General features: G+C 41.2%; 14 protein-coding genes and 1 tRNA gene. 8 read left to right on the top strand and 7 right to left on the bottom strand.

Annotated features, from left to right (window positions below; translation table 11 throughout):
• The first annotated feature begins 376 nt into the window (after window positions 1-376).
• From CXF86_RS07420 to CXF86_RS07405, 4 genes are all read left to right on the top strand, one after another.
• Window positions 377-1,933 (top strand): sensor histidine kinase, encoded by a 1,557-nt coding sequence (locus tag CXF86_RS07420; RefSeq protein WP_101091824.1) that lies wholly within the window; start codon window positions 377-379, stop codon window positions 1,931-1,933.
• A complete protein-coding gene (locus tag CXF86_RS07415) occupies window positions 1,933-3,285 on the top strand; it encodes a sigma-54-dependent transcriptional regulator (RefSeq protein ID WP_101091825.1) in 1,353 nt (450 codons plus the stop codon). The genes CXF86_RS07420 and CXF86_RS07415 overlap by 1 nt, the downstream gene beginning before the upstream one ends.
• Window positions 3,286-4,119: 834 nt before the next feature.
• Window positions 4,120-5,400, top strand: a complete 1,281-nt coding sequence (locus CXF86_RS07410; protein WP_102038694.1) for a magnesium transporter — start codon at window positions 4,120-4,122, stop codon at window positions 5,398-5,400.
• Between the two features lie 115 nt (window positions 5,401-5,515).
• On the top strand, window positions 5,516-6,373 hold the full coding sequence (locus CXF86_RS07405) for a hypothetical protein (protein ID WP_102038693.1): 858 nt from the start codon (window positions 5,516-5,518) through the stop codon (window positions 6,371-6,373).
• 115 nt (window positions 6,374-6,488) lie between these two features.
• On the opposite strand, the gene CXF86_RS07400 is transcribed toward CXF86_RS07405, so the two are convergent.
• Window positions 6,489-7,154 carry a LysE family transporter gene (locus CXF86_RS07400; RefSeq protein ID WP_102038692.1) on the bottom strand — a complete coding sequence of 222 codons (666 nt, stop codon included), beginning with the start codon at window positions 7,152-7,154 and terminating at the stop codon, window positions 6,489-6,491.
• A 110-nt stretch (window positions 7,155-7,264) separates the two neighbouring features.
• Window positions 7,265-8,089 carry an AraC family transcriptional regulator gene (locus CXF86_RS07395; protein ID WP_102038691.1) on the bottom strand — a complete coding sequence of 275 codons (825 nt, stop codon included), beginning with the start codon at window positions 8,087-8,089 and terminating at the stop codon, window positions 7,265-7,267.
• A 186-nt stretch (window positions 8,090-8,275) separates the two neighbouring features.
• Here CXF86_RS07395 and nadE point away from each other — a divergent pair, with 186 nt between their 5' ends.
• On the top strand, window positions 8,276-9,106 hold the full coding sequence (gene nadE / locus CXF86_RS07390) for an ammonia-dependent NAD(+) synthetase (protein ID WP_101091830.1): 831 nt from the start codon (window positions 8,276-8,278) through the stop codon (window positions 9,104-9,106).
• Between the two features lie 76 nt (window positions 9,107-9,182).
• On the opposite strand, the gene CXF86_RS07385 is transcribed toward nadE, so the two are convergent.
• Window positions 9,183-9,647 (bottom strand): DUF6942 family protein, encoded by a 465-nt coding sequence (locus CXF86_RS07385; protein ID WP_102038690.1) that lies wholly within the window; start codon window positions 9,645-9,647, stop codon window positions 9,183-9,185.
• 112 nt (window positions 9,648-9,759) lie between these two features.
• Between CXF86_RS07385 and CXF86_RS07380 the strand changes: the two genes are divergently transcribed.
• Window positions 9,760-11,199, top strand: a complete 1,440-nt coding sequence (locus CXF86_RS07380; protein ID WP_102038701.1) for an alpha/beta hydrolase — start codon at window positions 9,760-9,762, stop codon at window positions 11,197-11,199.
• Here CXF86_RS07380 and CXF86_RS07375 read toward each other — a convergent pair.
• Complete coding sequence (locus CXF86_RS07375) at window positions 11,189-13,378, bottom strand: sensor domain-containing diguanylate cyclase (RefSeq protein ID WP_102038689.1); 2,190 nt, start codon at window positions 13,376-13,378, stop codon at window positions 11,189-11,191. The two genes, CXF86_RS07380 and CXF86_RS07375, sit on opposite strands and share 11 nt — an antisense overlap.
• A 462-nt stretch (window positions 13,379-13,840) precedes the next feature.
• On the opposite strand from CXF86_RS07375, the gene CXF86_RS07370 reads away from it, so the two are divergent.
• Window positions 13,841-14,065: a cytochrome c3 family protein gene (locus CXF86_RS07370; RefSeq protein ID WP_101091833.1), complete on the top strand. Its 225-nt coding sequence runs from the start codon at window positions 13,841-13,843 to the stop codon at window positions 14,063-14,065.
• Window positions 14,066-14,133: 68 nt separating this feature from the next.
• Here CXF86_RS07370 and CXF86_RS07365 read toward each other — a convergent pair.
• The 3 genes from CXF86_RS07365 to CXF86_RS07355 all read right to left on the bottom strand — a co-directional run bounded on the left by CXF86_RS07365 (window position 14,134) and on the right by CXF86_RS07355 (window position 16,455).
• Window positions 14,134-14,210, bottom strand: a tRNA-Pro gene (locus tag CXF86_RS07365).
• A 157-nt stretch (window positions 14,211-14,367) separates the two neighbouring features.
• Window positions 14,368-16,152: a DUF3413 domain-containing protein gene (locus tag CXF86_RS07360; protein ID WP_101091834.1), complete on the bottom strand. Its 1,785-nt coding sequence runs from the start codon at window positions 16,150-16,152 to the stop codon at window positions 14,368-14,370.
• 84 nt (window positions 16,153-16,236) lie between these two features.
• Window positions 16,237-16,455 carry a YejL family protein gene (locus CXF86_RS07355; RefSeq protein WP_102038688.1) on the bottom strand — a complete coding sequence of 73 codons (219 nt, stop codon included), beginning with the start codon at window positions 16,453-16,455 and terminating at the stop codon, window positions 16,237-16,239.
• Between the two features lie 463 nt (window positions 16,456-16,918).
• Here CXF86_RS07355 and yejK point away from each other — a divergent pair, with 463 nt between their 5' ends.
• A complete protein-coding gene (gene yejK / locus CXF86_RS07350) occupies window positions 16,919-17,947 on the top strand; it encodes a nucleoid-associated protein YejK (protein ID WP_101091836.1) in 1,029 nt (342 codons plus the stop codon).
• Window positions 17,948-18,036: the final 89 nt, after the last annotated feature.

The following is an 18,036-nucleotide window of genomic DNA, read 5'->3' as shown; positions in this document are numbered from 1 at the left end:
TGCCATAAGGCATTGATGTGTTTGGATCTAACGCAGCCACTTAACGGTACGTTCCCTCTATTCTCAGTAGGTATTGCGAGTATCGTGCCAACTCATAACAATGCGCTTTTAGTGGGGTTCTCGGCGGAAATAATCTGTTAACCCATTAAAGAACAACAAAATAACCCTATTTGGGCATATGACTTCCTCAAATAAGGATATTGTGCTTAAACGTGCTAGGGTTTAAATCAACTACTCTGGTCAATACCGTTCTTGAAAGAGCGTGTTACAGGGCGTTAGCTGATATTTGAAAGCTGGTATTAAACTTGTATAGCTATAGAAACTAATAATAAAGGCCTCAATCTAAAGTGTATTGAGGCAGATAAAAGAGTCGATTATGTCTATTAAACGTTATGTCTTTCTGTTGTTTGGAGCGCTTATTCTTATGTTGGCTATAAGCCAGCTTTTTGTGGCTCAGTATTTTAAAACTCAACTTCAACAAGAGTTACAGCAAAGCTCAAAATCCCTGTCTAAAAGTTTAGTCAGTGTGGTGATCCAAAGAGCGTCCGACATCGACCGCTGGGAATTTTCGTTACCAGAAGAAAATGAGTTTTTGACGGACATTGAAGAAAATAAAGAGTTTGTATTAGAGCTTGATGAAGATATTGCTGAGCTAGAACAAGAGATAGATAACCTTGCCCAATCGCTGGTAGAGGTCCATGTCGATACGGGGACAAATGACTACCAAAAACATCAATTGGCGCTACAGGAGAAGGTTCAAGCTCTGCTAGAGAAAGATCGCCGTCATATGGAAGGTGAGCGAGAGAATTTACAGCAACTTAAACGAGAGGCGGCTAAAGAATATCAGCAGAGGGTAGAAGAGAGCCTTGAAAGCTTTGAGATCCACACTGATGACTGGTTACAAGCAGGTCGGGTTATGATTGTTGATGGTGATGAAAAAGATGGCATGGTCATCCGCGAAGAGCGCAGTATTGATCTGCCAAGCCAAGGGGCTAACCATCTGCTTGAGCGCTTCAGTGAGTCGGTATTGATTGTGATATTACTGACGAGCATTATGGCGCTAATCCTCGCTTACTGGCTCAGTCATCACGTTACTGAGCCTTTAAGCGAATTAGCACTGGGCCATCAAAAATTGGGTGAAGGTAAATTTGGCATTCAGTTAAAAGAGCAAGGTGTTAAAGAGCTTAAACAGATAATGAATGGCTTTAACCGCATGAGCCTAGCATTGGAAAATTGGAATAAAAAAGAGCAGCAGATGTCCCAGCAGCAACATCTAGCCGATCTCGGTCAAATTACTCGCGGTATCGCCCACAGCTTAAGAAACCCACTGCATACGCTTGGTTTGTTATCGGAGCAAGGTATTTACACCGACTCTCAAAGTGAACGTGAAGCGATAAACCAAAAGATGCAAAAGAAGATTGGTTTAATGGATAAGAGCATTCAATCTTTACTGACTCTTTCGAGTCACGAGGTGCTAAGAGACAAGTTGGTGCCATTGAATGCAATTGTACAAGATATTCTATTAGAGCTGTCTATCTCTGGCCTCAAGCCTGATGTGATTTTTGATGCAAATAACCTTGTAGCGGTTTATGGCGCCGAATCAGAATTAAGAAGCATAGTGCATGCGGTATTGATCAATGCCGTTGAAGCTGGTGGTAAGCAGATTAAAATTGAACTCAACAAAGCTGAGAACGAAAAATCAGTTGTGATAACAGATTGGGGCAAAGGCATTGAGCCTTCGATTAAAAGCCAAATGTTTAAACCGCACATAACGACAAAATCAGAAGGTTCAGGTATGGGAATTTACATCGCCAAACGTCTCATAGAGAGCCACTATAATGGCGATATTTGCTATCAAGACAATCCTGAAGGCGGCACCATAGCAACCATTTTATTTGTCGAAGAGCAATCTAGTCAGAAGGAAGATAATTAATGAGTGAGCAGCCCTTACATATTCTAGTGGTAGAAGATGAGCCTGATCAGCGCTCGCTTATTTGCCAAATGCTGACAGCAAACAACTACGTTGTCAGCGAAGCTGACAGCGTCGAACAGGCCATTTTATTGCTCAAAAAGAGCGTGCCTGATCTGATATTTTCAGATTGGAAACTTGGGCAACTAACAGGCATGGATTTGCTAACGTACGTAAGACGCGAGCATGCCGACTTAGGATTTATTATTGCGACAGCCTACGGAACGATTACTCATGCTGTGGATGCGATGCAGGCTGGCGCAGATGATTACCTGTCCAAGCCTTATCAGCGTCAATCACTGTTCATGGCCATTGATAAAGTGGCTAAGTCACTTAAGCTAAAACAGCATAATAGGCGTTTAGCATCGGAACTTTCACAGCAACAGGAGCTGGTGGGCTTAGTCGGAAAAGCCCCTTGCATGCAAAAGGTTTATACGCGGGTGCAACGCGTTAGTGCTACCGATGCCACTGTGTTAATTGGTGGCGAAAGCGGCACAGGTAAAGAACTTGCCGCAAGAGCCTTGTATCAACTGTCGCAAAGACATCATAAACCTTTCGTGGCCATTAATTGCGGCGCAATCCCCGAAAGTTTGGCGGAGTCGGAGTTGTTTGGTGCGGAGAAAGGGGCGTTTACTGGGGCCACAAGTCAAAAAATCGGTAAGCTCGAAGCGGCTAATGGGGGCACCATCTTTTTAGATGAGATCGGTGACCTACCTCTATTACAACAAACCAAGTTACTCCGCTTTTTGCAAGAAGGAGTCATTTCTCGCTTAGGCCAAAATGGTGAAATTAAGCTGGATGTTAGAGTTATTGCGGCCACCCATCGAGATTTACCTACCGAGGTGGCAGAGGGGCGATTTAGAGAAGATCTGTATTACAGGCTCAATGTTGTCCCTATCCATATGCCGCCATTAAGGGAGCGTCAGGAGGATATTGGTAGATTGGTTGAGCACTTTTTAAAACTCCACAGTAGCCAGTACAAAATGGCATTACCTAAATTGACACCGATGACATTAAAGCAGCTATTAGATCATTCATGGCCGGGAAATGTGAGGGAGCTGGCTAATCGGATTGAACGGTTTGTCTTACTAGGCGATGAAGACGAGATGGTCGATGAGTTAGCTTGTCAGCCTAAGCCACTTAATACCAGTCAATTTTCATTGCCTGAACAAGGGATCGAATGGGAGGTATTTGAGAAAGATTGTTTGGAACAGGCAATGGACAAACATCAAGGTAATCGTACGAAAGCCGCTAAATTCTTGGGACTGAGTTATAAAGCGTTTCTGTATCGATTAGAAAAATATCAATTGGTGTAAGTTGGTGTCCGTTTATATTAATGGTTTGATATGTAGCCTTTCTGTGAATATTAATAACAACAAGGACGTTAATTTACGCGGCATAATTTTATTTCTTAATCAAGGCTTAATATAACGTTAATCAAAAATTAATTTAATCAGGTGGGTGTACGGTTACTTTGTTGATATATCTATTAATTTGATAGAATACGGTAATACGATGTAAATTAGGCTGTTTCACGTTGACATATACTCTATTATGATTATAATCCAGCTCAAATAAATAACACTAGGCCATTCTATGGGCTTCAATGATTCCACGGTGATTCGCCGAAGAATATAAGTTATTTTGAAGATGATTTTTAATAAAAAATAGTGTTTTATTAAAAACCTATTCTCATTTTAACTTCAGCTTAAAAAGCTCCCCAATATTGATTATTCTGCCTTGCATTCACGACCCTTTGTGACAGCTATGCTTGCTGCACTGTATGAGAATTAGTCTGTAAGATTGTTAGTTAGTTGTTTTTAATAGCTTGTTTTTGGTCAGTGAACCTTTGTAAGTTAAGGCTTTGCTTTAATCTTCTTCTATTTTATAGCGATAGTTTAGGAACGTATTATGGAAAATGAAATCCCTCCGAGTAGAGAAAACAGTGACGGTGGAAAAGTATGGTAATAGTTAATATGTAAATTTTTTTATCCTACTGCCTATTTATATCCCGCCTCACTGTTTATTTCATACTGTTTATCCATTAGTCTTAACTTAGTTAGTGCTGTTTGTCTTTCAATGATAAACATTAATAATTATTATCTTGGGCTAAATAAAGTTTAAATCCTATTATATTGGGAGGACTAAACATGTCCAACATTACAGTAAGTGCTTCAGATGGTATCAATAAAGGTTTTAATTTAGACTTTGTGTTTTTTAATGGCTTTAATTCTGAAGTTGATAATGAATGCAATAAAAGCAAGCTTATTGGTTTTATTAAAAAGCAACATAGTACCGTTATCCAACGCTGGCTTGAAACGCTGTCTTTATTACAATACTTTCATATTTATAATCAATTACCAGAGGCTGAACAAAAGACTGTTATTCACCTTATGCCTAGCGGGTTTATGAGTGACATGGAAAAAATAGCGTCACAAGCTCATCCAGTTATTGCCGTGGCGACAATCAGGCCACAGCGTTGCGTTAATGATGATATGCGGGTCAGTGAAGCGATTGATATAATTCAGCAATCAACAGATATCTTTGATGAGCAAGTGCTTTTTATCGTAGATGATCAGGGCTGTTATCGATTGACCCTGGAGTTACATCAATTAGTCAAATATCAGCCATCAGCAATATTGGCTGATATTGCTCGTTGGGTGGCTCCATGTCATGTCAGCACTGATAGAGAGCTGGCTGTGGCACAGTTGCAACATAGCGAGAATGATTACTTACCCTTAGTGGACTTTTGGGGTAAGCCTGCAGGTGTACTGCGTGCCAAAGAAGCGATGTCTGTTTTACAACAAGAGCAGACTCAAGATGTTGAAATGTTGATGGGCATTCAGGGAACTCACGACGACACACCTTACATGCAGACAACGGTCTTGGAACATGTTCATAAGCGAATTTTCTGGATTGTCGGTTTAGCTGCTGTTGGGATTTTATCAGGTATGGTTATTCAAAGTTATGATGATGCCATCATGGCATTGACTATTTTAGCACTATACATGCCTATGGTCGCCGATACGGGGGGAAATGCAGGAAGCCAAGCTGCAACAGTGATAGTCCGCTCTATGGCACTGGGTGAGCTAAAGCTGAAAAGTTGGTGTGATGTATTGTGGAAGGAGCTACGTATTTCACTTTTTATCGGTTTAGGGTTGGCGCTAGTCTCTTTTGGCAAAGTATTGTTTCTGTCACATAATGCTGAGGTCCCGGGTAATATCACCTTAACCATGCTAGGTAGTGCCATTGCATTAGCACTCTTCTTTCAGGTCGTTACTGCTACGGTGATCGGTGCTGCGTTGCCATTTATGGCAAAGTTATGTCGGCAAGATCCTGCGGTAGTTGCCAGCCCTGCTATTACAACCATAGTCGATGTCACCGGTCTGTTGATCTATTTTTATATTACTTCATTGATTTTACTTAATTAATCATATGAATTGTGACTACAAATTTATTTCACAATTCAATTTGTAGTCAATTACTGCGAAACAGTTTTTCCCTTCATTTTTCACATTAGATCCTGATTAGATAGGAGGACTACTTATGTCCTATAAACAAGTAAAAAATCGTATTTCTCGTCAGTTTTATCGTTTAACATTTTTTGTTATTCAGGCATTTATACTCCTTGCCTCTACAATGACTGTCGCGACGGCAATGACGAATAACACCATGGAACAGCATCTTGCTGAGCAACCTGAGTCTGCCTTTCATGTCGACTTGGGTATCGATTCACACTATATAGACCAAGGACGCAATCTGCTCGATGAGGGAGGTATTTTCTGGGGGAATGCACACTGGGATCTGAGTTATCTACTCCTGGACGCTGGTATTGGAAGGGCGACACATCAAGACTACACTGAATTAAATATAGGTATGGAATTAGAACTGTTATCAACTGCAATTTTTGACATTACCGCAGGTATCCAATTTATTGAAATTTTTGGCGCTGATCGCGAAAGTGATGTTGAACTATTCACGACATTTTCCTATTCAGGAATAGATTGGTTTACGCCCATCATTGAACACACATACTCACTTGAGGCTAATGGGCATTATGTTGAAATTAGTCTGCAAGGCATGAGTTTTGTATTGGCTCACGGCGTGTCAGTAACACCCTATGTGACCCAAGCTTTCGATTATGAGTTTGTCGTTGACGGTTATAACGGAGTTAACCATTTTCAAATGGGTATAAAAGTGGATTACCCGATTCATCAACGTGTCTATTTATCTGGACACCTGAGTCATATCACACCACAAAAGGGCATTAAGTCTGAACGTAATGCACAAATCTATTCAGCATCCAGCACTGACTCGACAAGCAAATCGGTGGCTGAAGTGAACGAGACAAAGGGAGGCAGTAAACAAATGTTTGCTGGGATCTATCTGAATTGGTTCTTCTAATGCATATGAGGTTAACAAACTGACTCATGGCGTGGTTGTGATATTCACGTTATCAAGTTTTATTTGCCGCAGTATGGCGGCAAATAAGCGAGTTTTGGCGAGAGTAATATGGCGCTTAAAAAGCGCCGCAGACGATGATCACCGCAACGGAGATAAAGAGAAGACCGGTAACCAAATTGATGACAGGACTCGCTTGCTTAACTTTTTGCTGTATCGTCGGTTTTGACAGTACTAAGGCAATGAATATAAACCAGAACAAAGATAATATTAACATAATAAATACTGCGACAATCTTGGTGAGCAAGTTGATATCTGGTGTGATCAAAGCTGAAAATAAGGTGATAAAGAACACCATTGCTTTTGGATTAAGTAAGTTGGTGTACAAACCCCGGAGAAACCCTTGCTTGATGGACAGCCTATTATGAGCTGTATTGGTCGTTATTGTGGATCCCAGTTCAATAGCATCCTTTTTAGCCCGCTTAGTTTGAAAGTGTGTCATCGCGCTACGAACGGCACCTATACCCATCCAACCTAGATATGATGCCCCAATGAGTTGGACTGCAATAAATAGCCATTGCGAACTCTTAATGATCACGCTGACACCAGTAAGGCTAAGTAGGCTATGCAGTAAGATAGCCACCGAGATCCCTATCGCGGCAGCAATGGCAGTGGCACGACTTTCTTGGCTTGCCATTTTTACGACTAACGCAAAATCGGGTCCAGGGCTGGCGAGTGCGACCGAATGAATGATGGCTAAAGAGAGCAGCAATTGCAGTTCCATAAAAAAGTCCGAATAATAATATTGTCATCTATGATGGCTGATCGTTGGTGTTAGGTATTGTAAATTATTGCAGGTTGGGCGACATATTGGTGCTGTGAAAGATCCTGGTACTAAAGCACTCGTTTTTGAAAGTGTGATGGCGTGATAAGAAAGGCACTCTTAAACGCCTTATTTAGATGACTCTGATCGTAAAAACCGACTTGATGTGCAATGTCTATTATCGGCTCGCCTTTGATTAACGCCTTTTTGGCATACTCCAGTCGTATGCGTTTTAAATAGGCGTGTGGGGTCATACCTGTTGCCGATTTAAATTGACGTAAAAACTGAAACTTACTTAAGCCTGTGGCAACGGCTAAATCATCGAGTTTAAATTCTCTGTACAGTTCATCGTGAAACTGGCTCTTAATATTACCCAGCTGTTGTTGGGAGAGGGCGTGACGAGTAGGCGTGAGAGTGTGAACAGCCCCAAACCGTTCAAATAGTTCAGTGAGTAAAGCCAGTAAATGTGTCTCTATGGAGAGTCTCGTTTGCTGTGTCTGGGGACTCGTGAGTATTTTATGTAAATGTGAAAAGGCGAGATGCAGGTCAGGGGCCCAACAAAGAGGTGAGCTGAAAAATTGTTCATTAATGCAAAGCTCATTGGCGATTTGATTGACATAATCTACCGGGATAGCCATAACATTGGCTTGATAACCTTGTACTTGGGTACTTTGTCCATTATGTGCTTCGTCGGGGTTTAGAGTCGAAATAAACCCTTTATCAAGTTGATAGCTAGTCCCTTTATGTTGATATTTTTGTCCACCTTTAGTCACCACGCCTATGTGATAGTCGAGATGAATATGTTGATCGAACTCAAAGCGCTGAAAGCTAGCTTTACTGAGCTCGATATCAGGCACTATTGGGTTGTGCCAATATTCAATTTTCTCTTCGATCATTCATTTTCACCATTCGAAGCGGGATTACGCTGAGTTTTTTTTATTTTAGCGGTTGGTTAATTATATAGGCTAGGAAAAAATTGCAGTAGTAAAATATGTTACAAGATAACACTGTATTAATCAGTATTTTGGCTCATAATACCAAGCTGATTTGCTAAATATCGTCATTTTATTGGAGCACAGCTTGTGAAGGGACAGATTCTACGTGAAATGAAGGTTCAAGCGGCTATTGAGCCAGAGTATGAAGTGCAAAGACGGGTGGCCTTTATCAAACTGAAACTCAAGGAATCACACTGCAAAAGCCTTGTCCTCGGGATCAGTGGTGGCGTTGACTCTTCGCTAACCGGGCGCTTATGCCAGTTAGCTGTTGATGAACTTAATCAAAGCATTGCTCAGAATGATTACCAATTTATTGCCGTTCGTCTTCCTTACGATGTACAACAGGATGAAGATGAGGCTCAGTTAGCATGTCAATTTATCAACCCGTCTAAACAAGTGACTGTGAATGTTAAACAAGGTGTAGATGGGGTTCATAGTGAAACCATCAATGCGATTGAATCTGCTGGAATGATACTGCCTGATAGCGCTAAAGTGGATTTTGTAAAAGGCAATGTCAAAGCAAGAATGCGCATGGTTGCTCAATATGAGATAGCAGGGCTAGTGGCAGGTTTAGTGGTAGGTACAGATCACAGTGCAGAAAATATTACCGGTTTCTATACCAAGTGGGGTGATGGAGCATGTGATTTAGCCCCATTATTCGGCTTGAATAAACGTCAAATAAGACAGATGGCTCACTTTTTAGGCGCGCCCGATATCTTGGTCCATAAGGCGCCTACTGCAGATCTTGAAGAGGGACAGCCTCAATTAGAAGATGAAATAGCACTAGGTCTGACGTATGACCAGATAGATGATTTTCTTGAAGGCAAAGAGGTTAGTGAGTTCGTCAATAGTAAATTGATTGGCATTTACCGCGCGACGCAGCATAAGCGTGACGCTATCCCGACAATTTACGATTAACGGTTTATCACTTAAAAAGCGCTTATAGGCGCTTTTTTTTGGTCTGTTAAACTTAACTCTTATTATCTTAATTGGGCTAATCAAGCGGCTGTAATCCGAGTTCTTGTCTTAATTGATTAATCTGTTTGTTAGGAAATTGTCGATAATCTAAATATGGACAAAGATAAATGGACTGATGTGGGTGTTTCAGTAGGCTGCTACATTGAGTGCTGATAGGAATAAATTCCGCTCTATTTATTTGTAGACTCTGGGCGCTTTCCTGTCCACATATAATGTGAACTTTCGGTTCGGATTGCAAAGATAGGGCGGTAATCACTATCGACTCTTCTTGTTTTAATAATAGCGTATCACGATAGCGTCGCCAATCTTGGCCATTAACGGTTATCTTTGCCATGATAGTCAGAATTTTCCGCCAATGGTTACCATTTAATACAATCATGGATTGCGTTGCATTTAAATCCTGGTAACTCCAGTTCTCTGGTAGTTTTGGAGGGGTTGGTAGATAAAAGCAAATTGTCGCCAGTTCTGTTCCGATCATCATAGTGTCTATTTGTTTCGCGTTAAAAGCAGTGTAAGTTAGCTATATCTAGTGTGTATACTATTTCGATTTATTAATGAATACCAACAACTTAAATCAGTGAGTTAATTTGATGATGAAATCCATTATTATTGGTTCAACTAAGCATTTGGCGTTTGCACTGTTTTACTCTTCAGTGGGAACCAGCATCGCCTTAATTGCGGGTGCTGTTTGGTATTTAAATTCACGCCCGGCGCTGGATTTATGGCACACAACGGAGCTTGAGGCACAATATAGGCAACAACCCAGCATTGCCAACTTTGATGATTACCTGCGTTTGGAAGATAAACTGTTCGCAGAGGTTGAGCGCAAGGTTACCGCTAAAACAACATCTGACTCTTTGTTAGTGGTTAATCGTTATTTACCGGGGAGTTATTCTGATCCTAATAAGTGGCAGCAAAATTGGAATCGAAGCTTTGAGTGGAAAAATGAGCATGCGCAATATGGCGTGTTGTTACTGCATGGAATGTCAGACTCGCCTTATACAATGCAATATTTTGCAAAGCATTACCAAGAATCGGCTCATGTTCTAGGGTTAAGATTACCAGGCCATGGAACACTGCCCTCTGGGCTTACCGATATAAATTGGCAGGACATGGCTGCAGCAGTCTCTATTGCTGTAGAGCATATGAAACAGGTTCTGCAGGATAAACCGCTGTATGTGGTTGGCTTTTCAACGGGTGCAGCGCTGGCGCTTAATCATGAGCTAGAGAAGTTAAGGGTAGGGGATGCTGGCGATTTTTCTGGATTGGTGTTTGTCTCACCCGCAATAGGTCTACCGCCAGTGGCAGCAGGCGCAAAATGGCAGGCAATACTGGGCAATTTTTTGGGGTTAGATAAGCTAAGCTGGAACAGCATTCAAACCGAATATGATCCTTTCAAATACAGTTCATTTGCCGTTAATGCTGGCGATGTGGTCTATCAGCTTGCAAGTCGAAATGTTGAATTATTAAACCAACTCGATAGTCAATCGCTTGCTCGGCTGGCGCCCGTACTCACCTTTCAATCTTTGACTGACGACACCGTTGATACCATGGCGGTACTGCGAGATCTGTATCTGCGGTTGCAGGGGGAAAACCATGAATTAGTGATGTTCGATATTAATCGTACTCAAGTTAATTTAAGCCTAATGCCAACGGATCCTTTGCTCCCTTTCTTTGATTTAGTTGACACGACAGAACTAGATTTCGATTTTACATTAATCGAAAATACTGGAGGGGGAAGGGGAGCGGTACAGGCAAGAAATCTCACTAATGGAGCCGATATTGAAGCTGTTATTCAGCATTGGCCTAAACAGGTTTATTCATTGTCCCATGTTGCCTTACCCTTTCCCCAAGACGACGAGCTATATGGCCCATATAAAAAACAGGCTGGCAATAGGATCCAAATCGGTGCAGGAGCTTCAAAAGGAGAACGCGGAGTGCTTAGCGTTCCTGCAAGTGAGGTTCTTCGACAAAAATGGAATCCATTTTTTGGTTATATGATGGACAAAATGGATAAGGTTATTACTGATTAACATCGTTTTCAGCTGGGGTTTCTGACAAGGTTGTAAATACCAATTTATTTCGACCGCCATTTTTAGCGCTGTACAAGTTGATATCGGCTTGCTTTATCCAGTCTTCAAGAGAATCACTGTAAGTGCCATTAGCGATAACGGCTCCAATACTTGTGGTCACATTAAAAGGGGCTGTATTACCAGGAGGGGCAATGATGGTGTCCGCTAGCTTTTGTTTAAAGTGTTCAAGGTGAGATTCTATTTTCAATGCGTTACACAAAGGCATAATGATGAGGAACTCCTCCCCGCCAAAACGCACGATAATATCACCATCCCGTTTAAAGTCATCGTTTAACAGGCTTGCAACGGTCTTAAGCGTGAGATCGCCACTTAAATGACCATAGGTATCGTTTATGTGTTTAAACCTGTCCAGGTCCAATAGGGCAATGGCAATGACTTCATCAGTTCTTTGGCAGCTCTCTTGGATTATTGAAAACTGATCTTCAGCATAGCGGCGATTATAAAGCCCTGTGAGTGAGTCTTTTTCTGCAAGAGTCTTTAACTTGATATTCGCCTGCTCTAATTCATATGTTCTTAACGCTACTTTTTCTTCTAACGCTAATTGGTAGCCAATGAGCAAGCTCTTGCTTTGCTTAAGACGCATATAGAGTGAGTAGACCTCTTTAGGTGATTCGTCATCAATGCCGTAGTCGTGATTATCGTTTTCATTTGAGGTACTGAACCTACTGGCAATTCTCTCTAATGGCAGTGTCAATCTGGCGCTGATAACCCGAGTAATAAAAAAAGTAATTAACAGTGAAATTACCAGTATGGCAAAGGTTGCTATATACATGTTTTCGACTAATAACACTAAAGGTCTAAAGGGATTAAGCACGTACAGCGTCCATTTATTCTCCAGCTCGAAGGACGCAAATACATATTCAGGTGCCATGTTATCTTTATCAATAATATTCAGCATCGGCAAAGGACTTGTATAATTAGTATTATTTTGTGAATAGCTAAATGCAGATAGTGGGTTGATACTCAGTTCCGGCGAAGCAAAAATAACGCGATTGGTACGGTCAACGAGTACGATAGATTGATTTTTGAACTTTTTATTTGTTTCATCAATCTCTTTGAATTTGTTTAGATCCAGCGAACCTTCAATAATCCCAATAGGACGGTATGCATTATGGGGAGCATAAAGAGGAGCACTTATCGCGACAATAGGATCGTTACCAAAACCTCGGCCTAAAAAGACCGGTGATATGAAATTTCGTTGGTTTACAAACGATTCAATAAAGTAATCTCGATCAATAATACTGAGGTCGGTATCGTTACCAGTGAGATCTTTTAATCGTGAAACTGGACTCGCTCCCTTGATATGTCCTTGTTCGTTGGCAATGAGCATAGTGATAAAGCCTGGGTACATTTGATGCAGTTTAGACAGCGATAATTGCTGTTGAGCTAAGGTTGTTTCGCTTAAACTTAATCCGCTAGCGGCATTGTTTAACGCTTGAACATGAGTATCTATGTAGGCTTGAGCCAAGGTTCCTAACTGCAGTGCTGATTCTTTAATGTTATCGCTTAATAGTGATTGATAACGATTAATAAACTGATTATTAAACAATAGTGCAGCTAAAAGTAGCGCTAAGGAAATGACGAGAGTAAATGCGTAGGTTAACTGCGCATTAAAAGTGCGTCGTTGCTTGTGTTTAGCTTTCGGTTGAAAATACCAAAAAGAGGGGGTTAAGATAACAAGTAATGAGCCTATTCCTGTATAGAAAACCCCATTAATACCTTGCTTTAGTATGATAAATGGTAGGTGACTACTCGGTAAATTGGTATTGAGTATGGCGTACACATAAAACAGTGGCATCCCAATAACAATCCAAAAAGCGATACTTGCATAGAGCGAGTAGAGATCTCTTCTCCTTGCTAAACCTAGGCATACAGCTTCTATTGGAAACAGTAAATAAACATGCCAACTATCCCACCCGATAAACAGGCCTGACACGGTTATCATTGCTGTATAGAGTGCATACCAAGGGCCGAATAAGATGGCGCAAATAACGTAAGTGGCATTACCGAGAATAAGTTGTATATTGGCAAATAGAGGCAATGGGTAGAGGTTAATGATGAAACCTACTAGCCCTAATATGGATGCGATGAGAAGTTTTTTCTGGTTGATTTTGTCCAAAAGCGAAACCTTTGATTTGGCTAAGCAAGATTACACGTTAGCCATTTTTTATTATAAGTCACACTTTACAATCTATTAACTTTTCTACCGGATAGCAACTGTTATGGTGCCACCGAACTGGATTTCGATGTATTTAGTCATTGTGACTATGGTCATTGTATAAAAAATCGCTATGTGAATTTTTGTTTAGTTTTTCCTACCTTATTTAGTCTTAGTCGCTTGCGGACATGACCGAGTTCACAGCATTGATATCCAGTCATTTTTTATCCAGCATTTATTCATCAATAGGGCATCTTTTAATATTCAGTTAATATTAACTCATATGATATTAGTCATGGGATCCCATGGTCTAAGTCTCTATTAATTAATGGACTTTAGCTGGTGGGGTTTTTGAACGTGCATCTTAAATCGACGGTGAAAAATCGTATTTAAGTGCAACTACTCCGTGATTAAGGAACCGTTATGAAATACTTATCTATGTTCGCAGTGCTGGTCTTTTCCGCTTCAGCTATGGCGGTTGATTGTACCGATTGCCACGAAAAAATCGACGTGGCTGCTCACACTGAAATGGAAGCGACAATCAACACTTGTAACGATTGTCATGATATGGCGAGTGCACATGAGCTTGATGCTGAGCTCCACACTGTCGACTTAACAATCAAAGAGTGTGCTGATTGTCACGACTAACGACATCGTTAGCTGTGAGTTCCCAATAAAAAAAGCCAGCTTTTCAGCTGGCTTTTTTTATTGATATTTGGTCGGGATAACAGGATTTGAACCTGTGATCTCTTGTCCCCCAGACAAGCGCCCTACCGAACTAGGCCATATCCCGAATTTTGCTACAGAACAAGTTATAAACTAAGGGGCATTCTGAAGAGCAAGCACTGTATCAAGTCATAATTGTGAGTGCAAGCGCTTCATTAAAGTCTTCGATTTGTTTGGCTAGTTTATACCCAAGTTGTTTGGGTATGTCTTCTTTTGACGCTATTTTAATGAATATAAAAGCGTCTTCCTTCGCGCATCACTTCAATTAGCTCGGGTGCACTCAACTTCTTTTTAAGGCGTTTCTTATATTCACTATCGTAAATTCGATATTTACCGTGGCGATCAATCGTGGTTATTTCAGATTCTTGGTAAATGGCGAAAATACGGTTATCACCAGTATAGACCCATGACTCATCACTGGGCTGCATAAGACTGCTGCCGGCGCTGAAATCAGTGGCTGGGTTAGTGCAACCCAATGTTTGGACCATTAATGTCGGTACAAGGGCATTGTGGGTCGTTCTGTAGTTGATACGCTTGGCAGCCCTTTGGTTTGGCCAATGGATAACCATTGGTACTCTAACACTGTCAGGAGATAGATTGGTTCTGGCTTCGTTAGGATTGCTGGTAAACATTTTCCCGCTGACACCAGTAATCACAACCATGGTGTTCTGGGGTAGGTCGCTCAAGATTTTTTCGAGTTGAGTATCGATAAAATTCAAAGATTGACGGTATTGATTGAATAATACTTTTTGTGCAGGCTTAAGTGCTTTGTCTGCTTTTACCGTTTTAATCCCCAAGAAACCGATAGGAGTATCATAGCTATCGGGTGATTTTAGGTTTAATAACGTAAACCAAGGTTTTGTTGCTGCTTGAGTCCATTGGCGCCAGTTGTTAATCGAACTGAGGTCTGAGCGGGCATAACTATCTTGGTGTTGAGCATCAATACGTTCAAAGTCATTAAAAATTGCTTGCGGGCGAGCAAGAGTATCGACGGTGGTAAATAAACCTAATTGGTAGCCGCTGGCGATGAGTTCTTGAGTCAATACCGGGCTTTCATAGTGCAGGTCTATTGCGTTCATATAACTGCCTTGCAAGCCATAAAGTAGACTAAACATGCCGCTATTAAACTGGTTGCCGCCGCTAAGATGCTGTTGAAAAGAGAGGTTTTTATTAGCGTAGGCTGCTAAAACGGGCATGGTCGTATCATTAACAAGCTTTGCTTGAAGGCTGTCAATGGCAATAAATAGGATATTGGGCTTATCATCCGCCACGCACTGCATTGGCGTTAGAGGATATTTAAGACTGATTTTCGGGCGGAGGTTCGTTTGATGAACTTGAGTGTTATCAATGCCATAACTTTCCATAAAGCTTCTTGCTGTCGCGGGATAGGATAGTGGATAAGCATCATCAAATTGTGTTATTTCAGTGACTTCGGCAGCATCTCCCCATATGTGAATAAGGTGACTGGCGATAAAGCACATACCAACAACGACAACAACTTTGTTGCCATAATTGCGCTTACGAATTTTTTCGATACGCTTCCATAGATAATTAGCGAGGGTAAGCTCAATCGCTAAAATACCGATAGGCGTAATAATATAGGAGGTACCTTGCAGTAGCCCGTTGAGATCAGTCCACGCTAAGTCAAACACAAAAGGGCTAAGATGCAGACCGTAGTCGTCATAAATAATGGTGTCGTATAGCAATATACACAAGCTTAAGGTCGCCACAACGGCCGCATAGCCTCTGAGGATTTTTGAGTAAGGTAGCAACAAAGTGACGGGGAAAATGAATACCAGATAAACCATGAAAGCAAGAAAACTGAAGTGGCCAATGGTACTGAATGCGAGGTAAACCGAGCCTATAATCGATTCAGGAAAACCGACAGTGTCGAGATACCGATAACCAACCACAATAGCAAGTAAGCCATTAATGAAAGCGAACCAATGTCCCCAGCTTATTAAGCGTGAAACTCGATCTCGTCCTAACTGTTTTTGTCGCTCAACCATGTTGACCCATTATTCTGTAAATGCGGTTAATGGGTTTAATCACTATCGTTAAACCCTTACTCAATGTGGTTCCTACATTTAATCTTAGTTATTTTTTACTGACTGAGATAATGCTTTGGCAAACTGCTCGGTAACAACGGCGCGAGATTCTGCAGGCACTTTGTTTTGCAATAAATGTGTAACGCAATTGCCAAGTGCCATCAGACTCAAGTCTGTGGGGGCTTGGTGTTTCTCTAATACTGCTAAAAGCTCAGCAATGATAGACTCAACTTGCGTGTTTGAATTTTTTGATTTGATAGCCATAATTGAAAAATTTCACTTTAAGTCCTGATTAACGGCATATAATAACGGATTTTTTCAATAAGCTCTGCACTTTTTACCATTGAGCGAGTGCTTTTATCATTTAACTAATCGATGCTGTGAGTAAGGTCGTGCTTCCATATTATTCTGAACATAGCGGTTAAATGCATAATCGGCAAAGAGTATTAATCAAACTAGGTTATTCAACCTACATCTTTTAGTCAGAAATACGTTGATTTATTCATCTTTTATTGTCTTTCATTAGCGTGCTTTTTCAGTGTGATCGATTACACTTCTAGCCACTATTTTTCGTATGGATTTCTGGGTTTTGTCTGGTATGATGTCTGCCTAAATGTTTCCGGCACAGCAGATGTTATCTTACGGCTGTGGTTGTAAACTGACTTATCTATTTCATATAGAGCTGACTATCAGGCTATCGCTCTAAGCAACTTTCTATCGAGGCTCAATGAGTATTAACGTCGAACAAGCAATTATCCATGCCATTTCTCAAGATGGAGAAGGTCAGCTCAGCTGTCGGTTACGCCCACAACCGCTATTAAATAGTCAAGCCGTTGAGACGATGTTAGATGAACTCCATCACACCTATACAGGTAAGGCTGGTAAAGGCTTTGGCCACTTCGGTATTAGTGGTGAAGATGGTGAAGCTAACACCCAATTTGAAACCGCACTGAGCCAATATCGTAATAACGCACTGGGCTTTGTTGAGTTTTCGGGTATTGCTGGAAAATTGTTGCAAGAAGAGTTAGCCAAGTATGACTTTAGTACCGGTGGTTTCCTGTTACTGTCCTGTTATACCTACATGACCAGTGATTACCTTTTTGTGTCGCTACTGAACGCCAAGTCATCAATGACCGTTTTAGATGATATGGAGTTAACCCAAAATACCCACCTTGATCTCAACAATATACTACTTGCTGCTCGGATTGATTTAACGGAATGGCAAGCCGATCCTGACTCTAAAAAGTACATATCTTTTGTCCGTGGACGAGCGGGCCGTAAAGTGGCTGATTTTTTCCTCGATTTCATGGGCTGTGTTGAAGGTGTTAACACCAAAGCGCAAAATAAATCACTATTGAATGCGGTTGAAGATTTTGTCGGCGGCAGCGAATTAAACAAAGATGAGCGTCAAGTCGCTCGTGAGCGCGTGTTTGATTACTGCACCGAACGTTGTGATGAAGGGGCTGACATTCACATGAAAGATCTCGCTGATGAGTTAGCGGATCAAGGAATGGATTCATTTTATGAATTTGCTCAAGGCGGTAACTATGAGCTTGAAGAGGAGTTCCCAGGAGACAAGCCAACACTTCGTCAGTTGAAGAAGTTTTCAGGTACGGGTGGTGGAGTAACGTTGAGCTTTGATAGTCAACACTTGGGCGAAAGAGTTATTTACGACCCAGTGTCAGACAGCATTATCATCAAAGGCGTCCCTGCAAACCTTAAAGATCAACTGGATCGTCGCTTGAAAGGCGAATAAAAAAAGAAGAGTTTAACTCTGTTGGGTTTAAACCGAGTGTATTAGCACTCGGTTTTTTTATGGCAGCAGATAATAGCCTTGATTAGGCT

Source organism: Shewanella sp. GutCb, assembly GCF_002836135.1.
Classification (GTDB): domain Bacteria; phylum Pseudomonadota; class Gammaproteobacteria; order Enterobacterales; family Shewanellaceae; genus Shewanella.
The sequence above is the reverse complement of the archived record's forward strand: the minus strand, read 5'-3'. Positions and strand labels throughout refer to the sequence as shown.

Excerpts from the sequence above, each read along its gene's own strand:
- CXF86_RS07420 (WP_101091824.1), top strand. The coding sequence starts at position 377 with ATGTCTATTAAACGTTATGTCTTTCTGTTGTTTGGAGCGCTTATTCTT.
- CXF86_RS07415 (WP_101091825.1), top strand. The coding sequence starts at position 1,933 with ATGAGTGAGCAGCCCTTACATATTCTAGTGGTAGAAGATGAGCCTGAT.
- CXF86_RS07410 (WP_102038694.1), top strand. The coding sequence starts at position 4,120 with ATGTCCAACATTACAGTAAGTGCTTCAGATGGTATCAATAAAGGTTTT.
- CXF86_RS07405 (WP_102038693.1), top strand. The coding sequence starts at position 5,516 with ATGTCCTATAAACAAGTAAAAAATCGTATTTCTCGTCAGTTTTATCGT.
- CXF86_RS07400 (WP_102038692.1), bottom strand. The coding sequence starts at position 7,154 with ATGGAACTGCAATTGCTGCTCTCTTTAGCCATCATTCATTCGGTCGCA.
- CXF86_RS07395 (WP_102038691.1), bottom strand. The coding sequence starts at position 8,089 with ATGATCGAAGAGAAAATTGAATATTGGCACAACCCAATAGTGCCTGAT.
- CXF86_RS07385 (WP_102038690.1), bottom strand. The coding sequence starts at position 9,647 with ATGATGATCGGAACAGAACTGGCGACAATTTGCTTTTATCTACCAACC.
- CXF86_RS07380 (WP_102038701.1), top strand. The coding sequence starts at position 9,760 with ATGAAATCCATTATTATTGGTTCAACTAAGCATTTGGCGTTTGCACTG.
- CXF86_RS07370 (WP_101091833.1), top strand. The coding sequence starts at position 13,841 with ATGAAATACTTATCTATGTTCGCAGTGCTGGTCTTTTCCGCTTCAGCT.
- CXF86_RS07360 (WP_101091834.1), bottom strand. The coding sequence starts at position 16,152 with ATGGTTGAGCGACAAAAACAGTTAGGACGAGATCGAGTTTCACGCTTA.
- CXF86_RS07355 (WP_102038688.1), bottom strand. The coding sequence starts at position 16,455 with ATGGCTATCAAATCAAAAAATTCAAACACGCAAGTTGAGTCTATCATT.
- yejK (WP_101091836.1), top strand. The coding sequence starts at position 16,919 with ATGAGTATTAACGTCGAACAAGCAATTATCCATGCCATTTCTCAAGAT.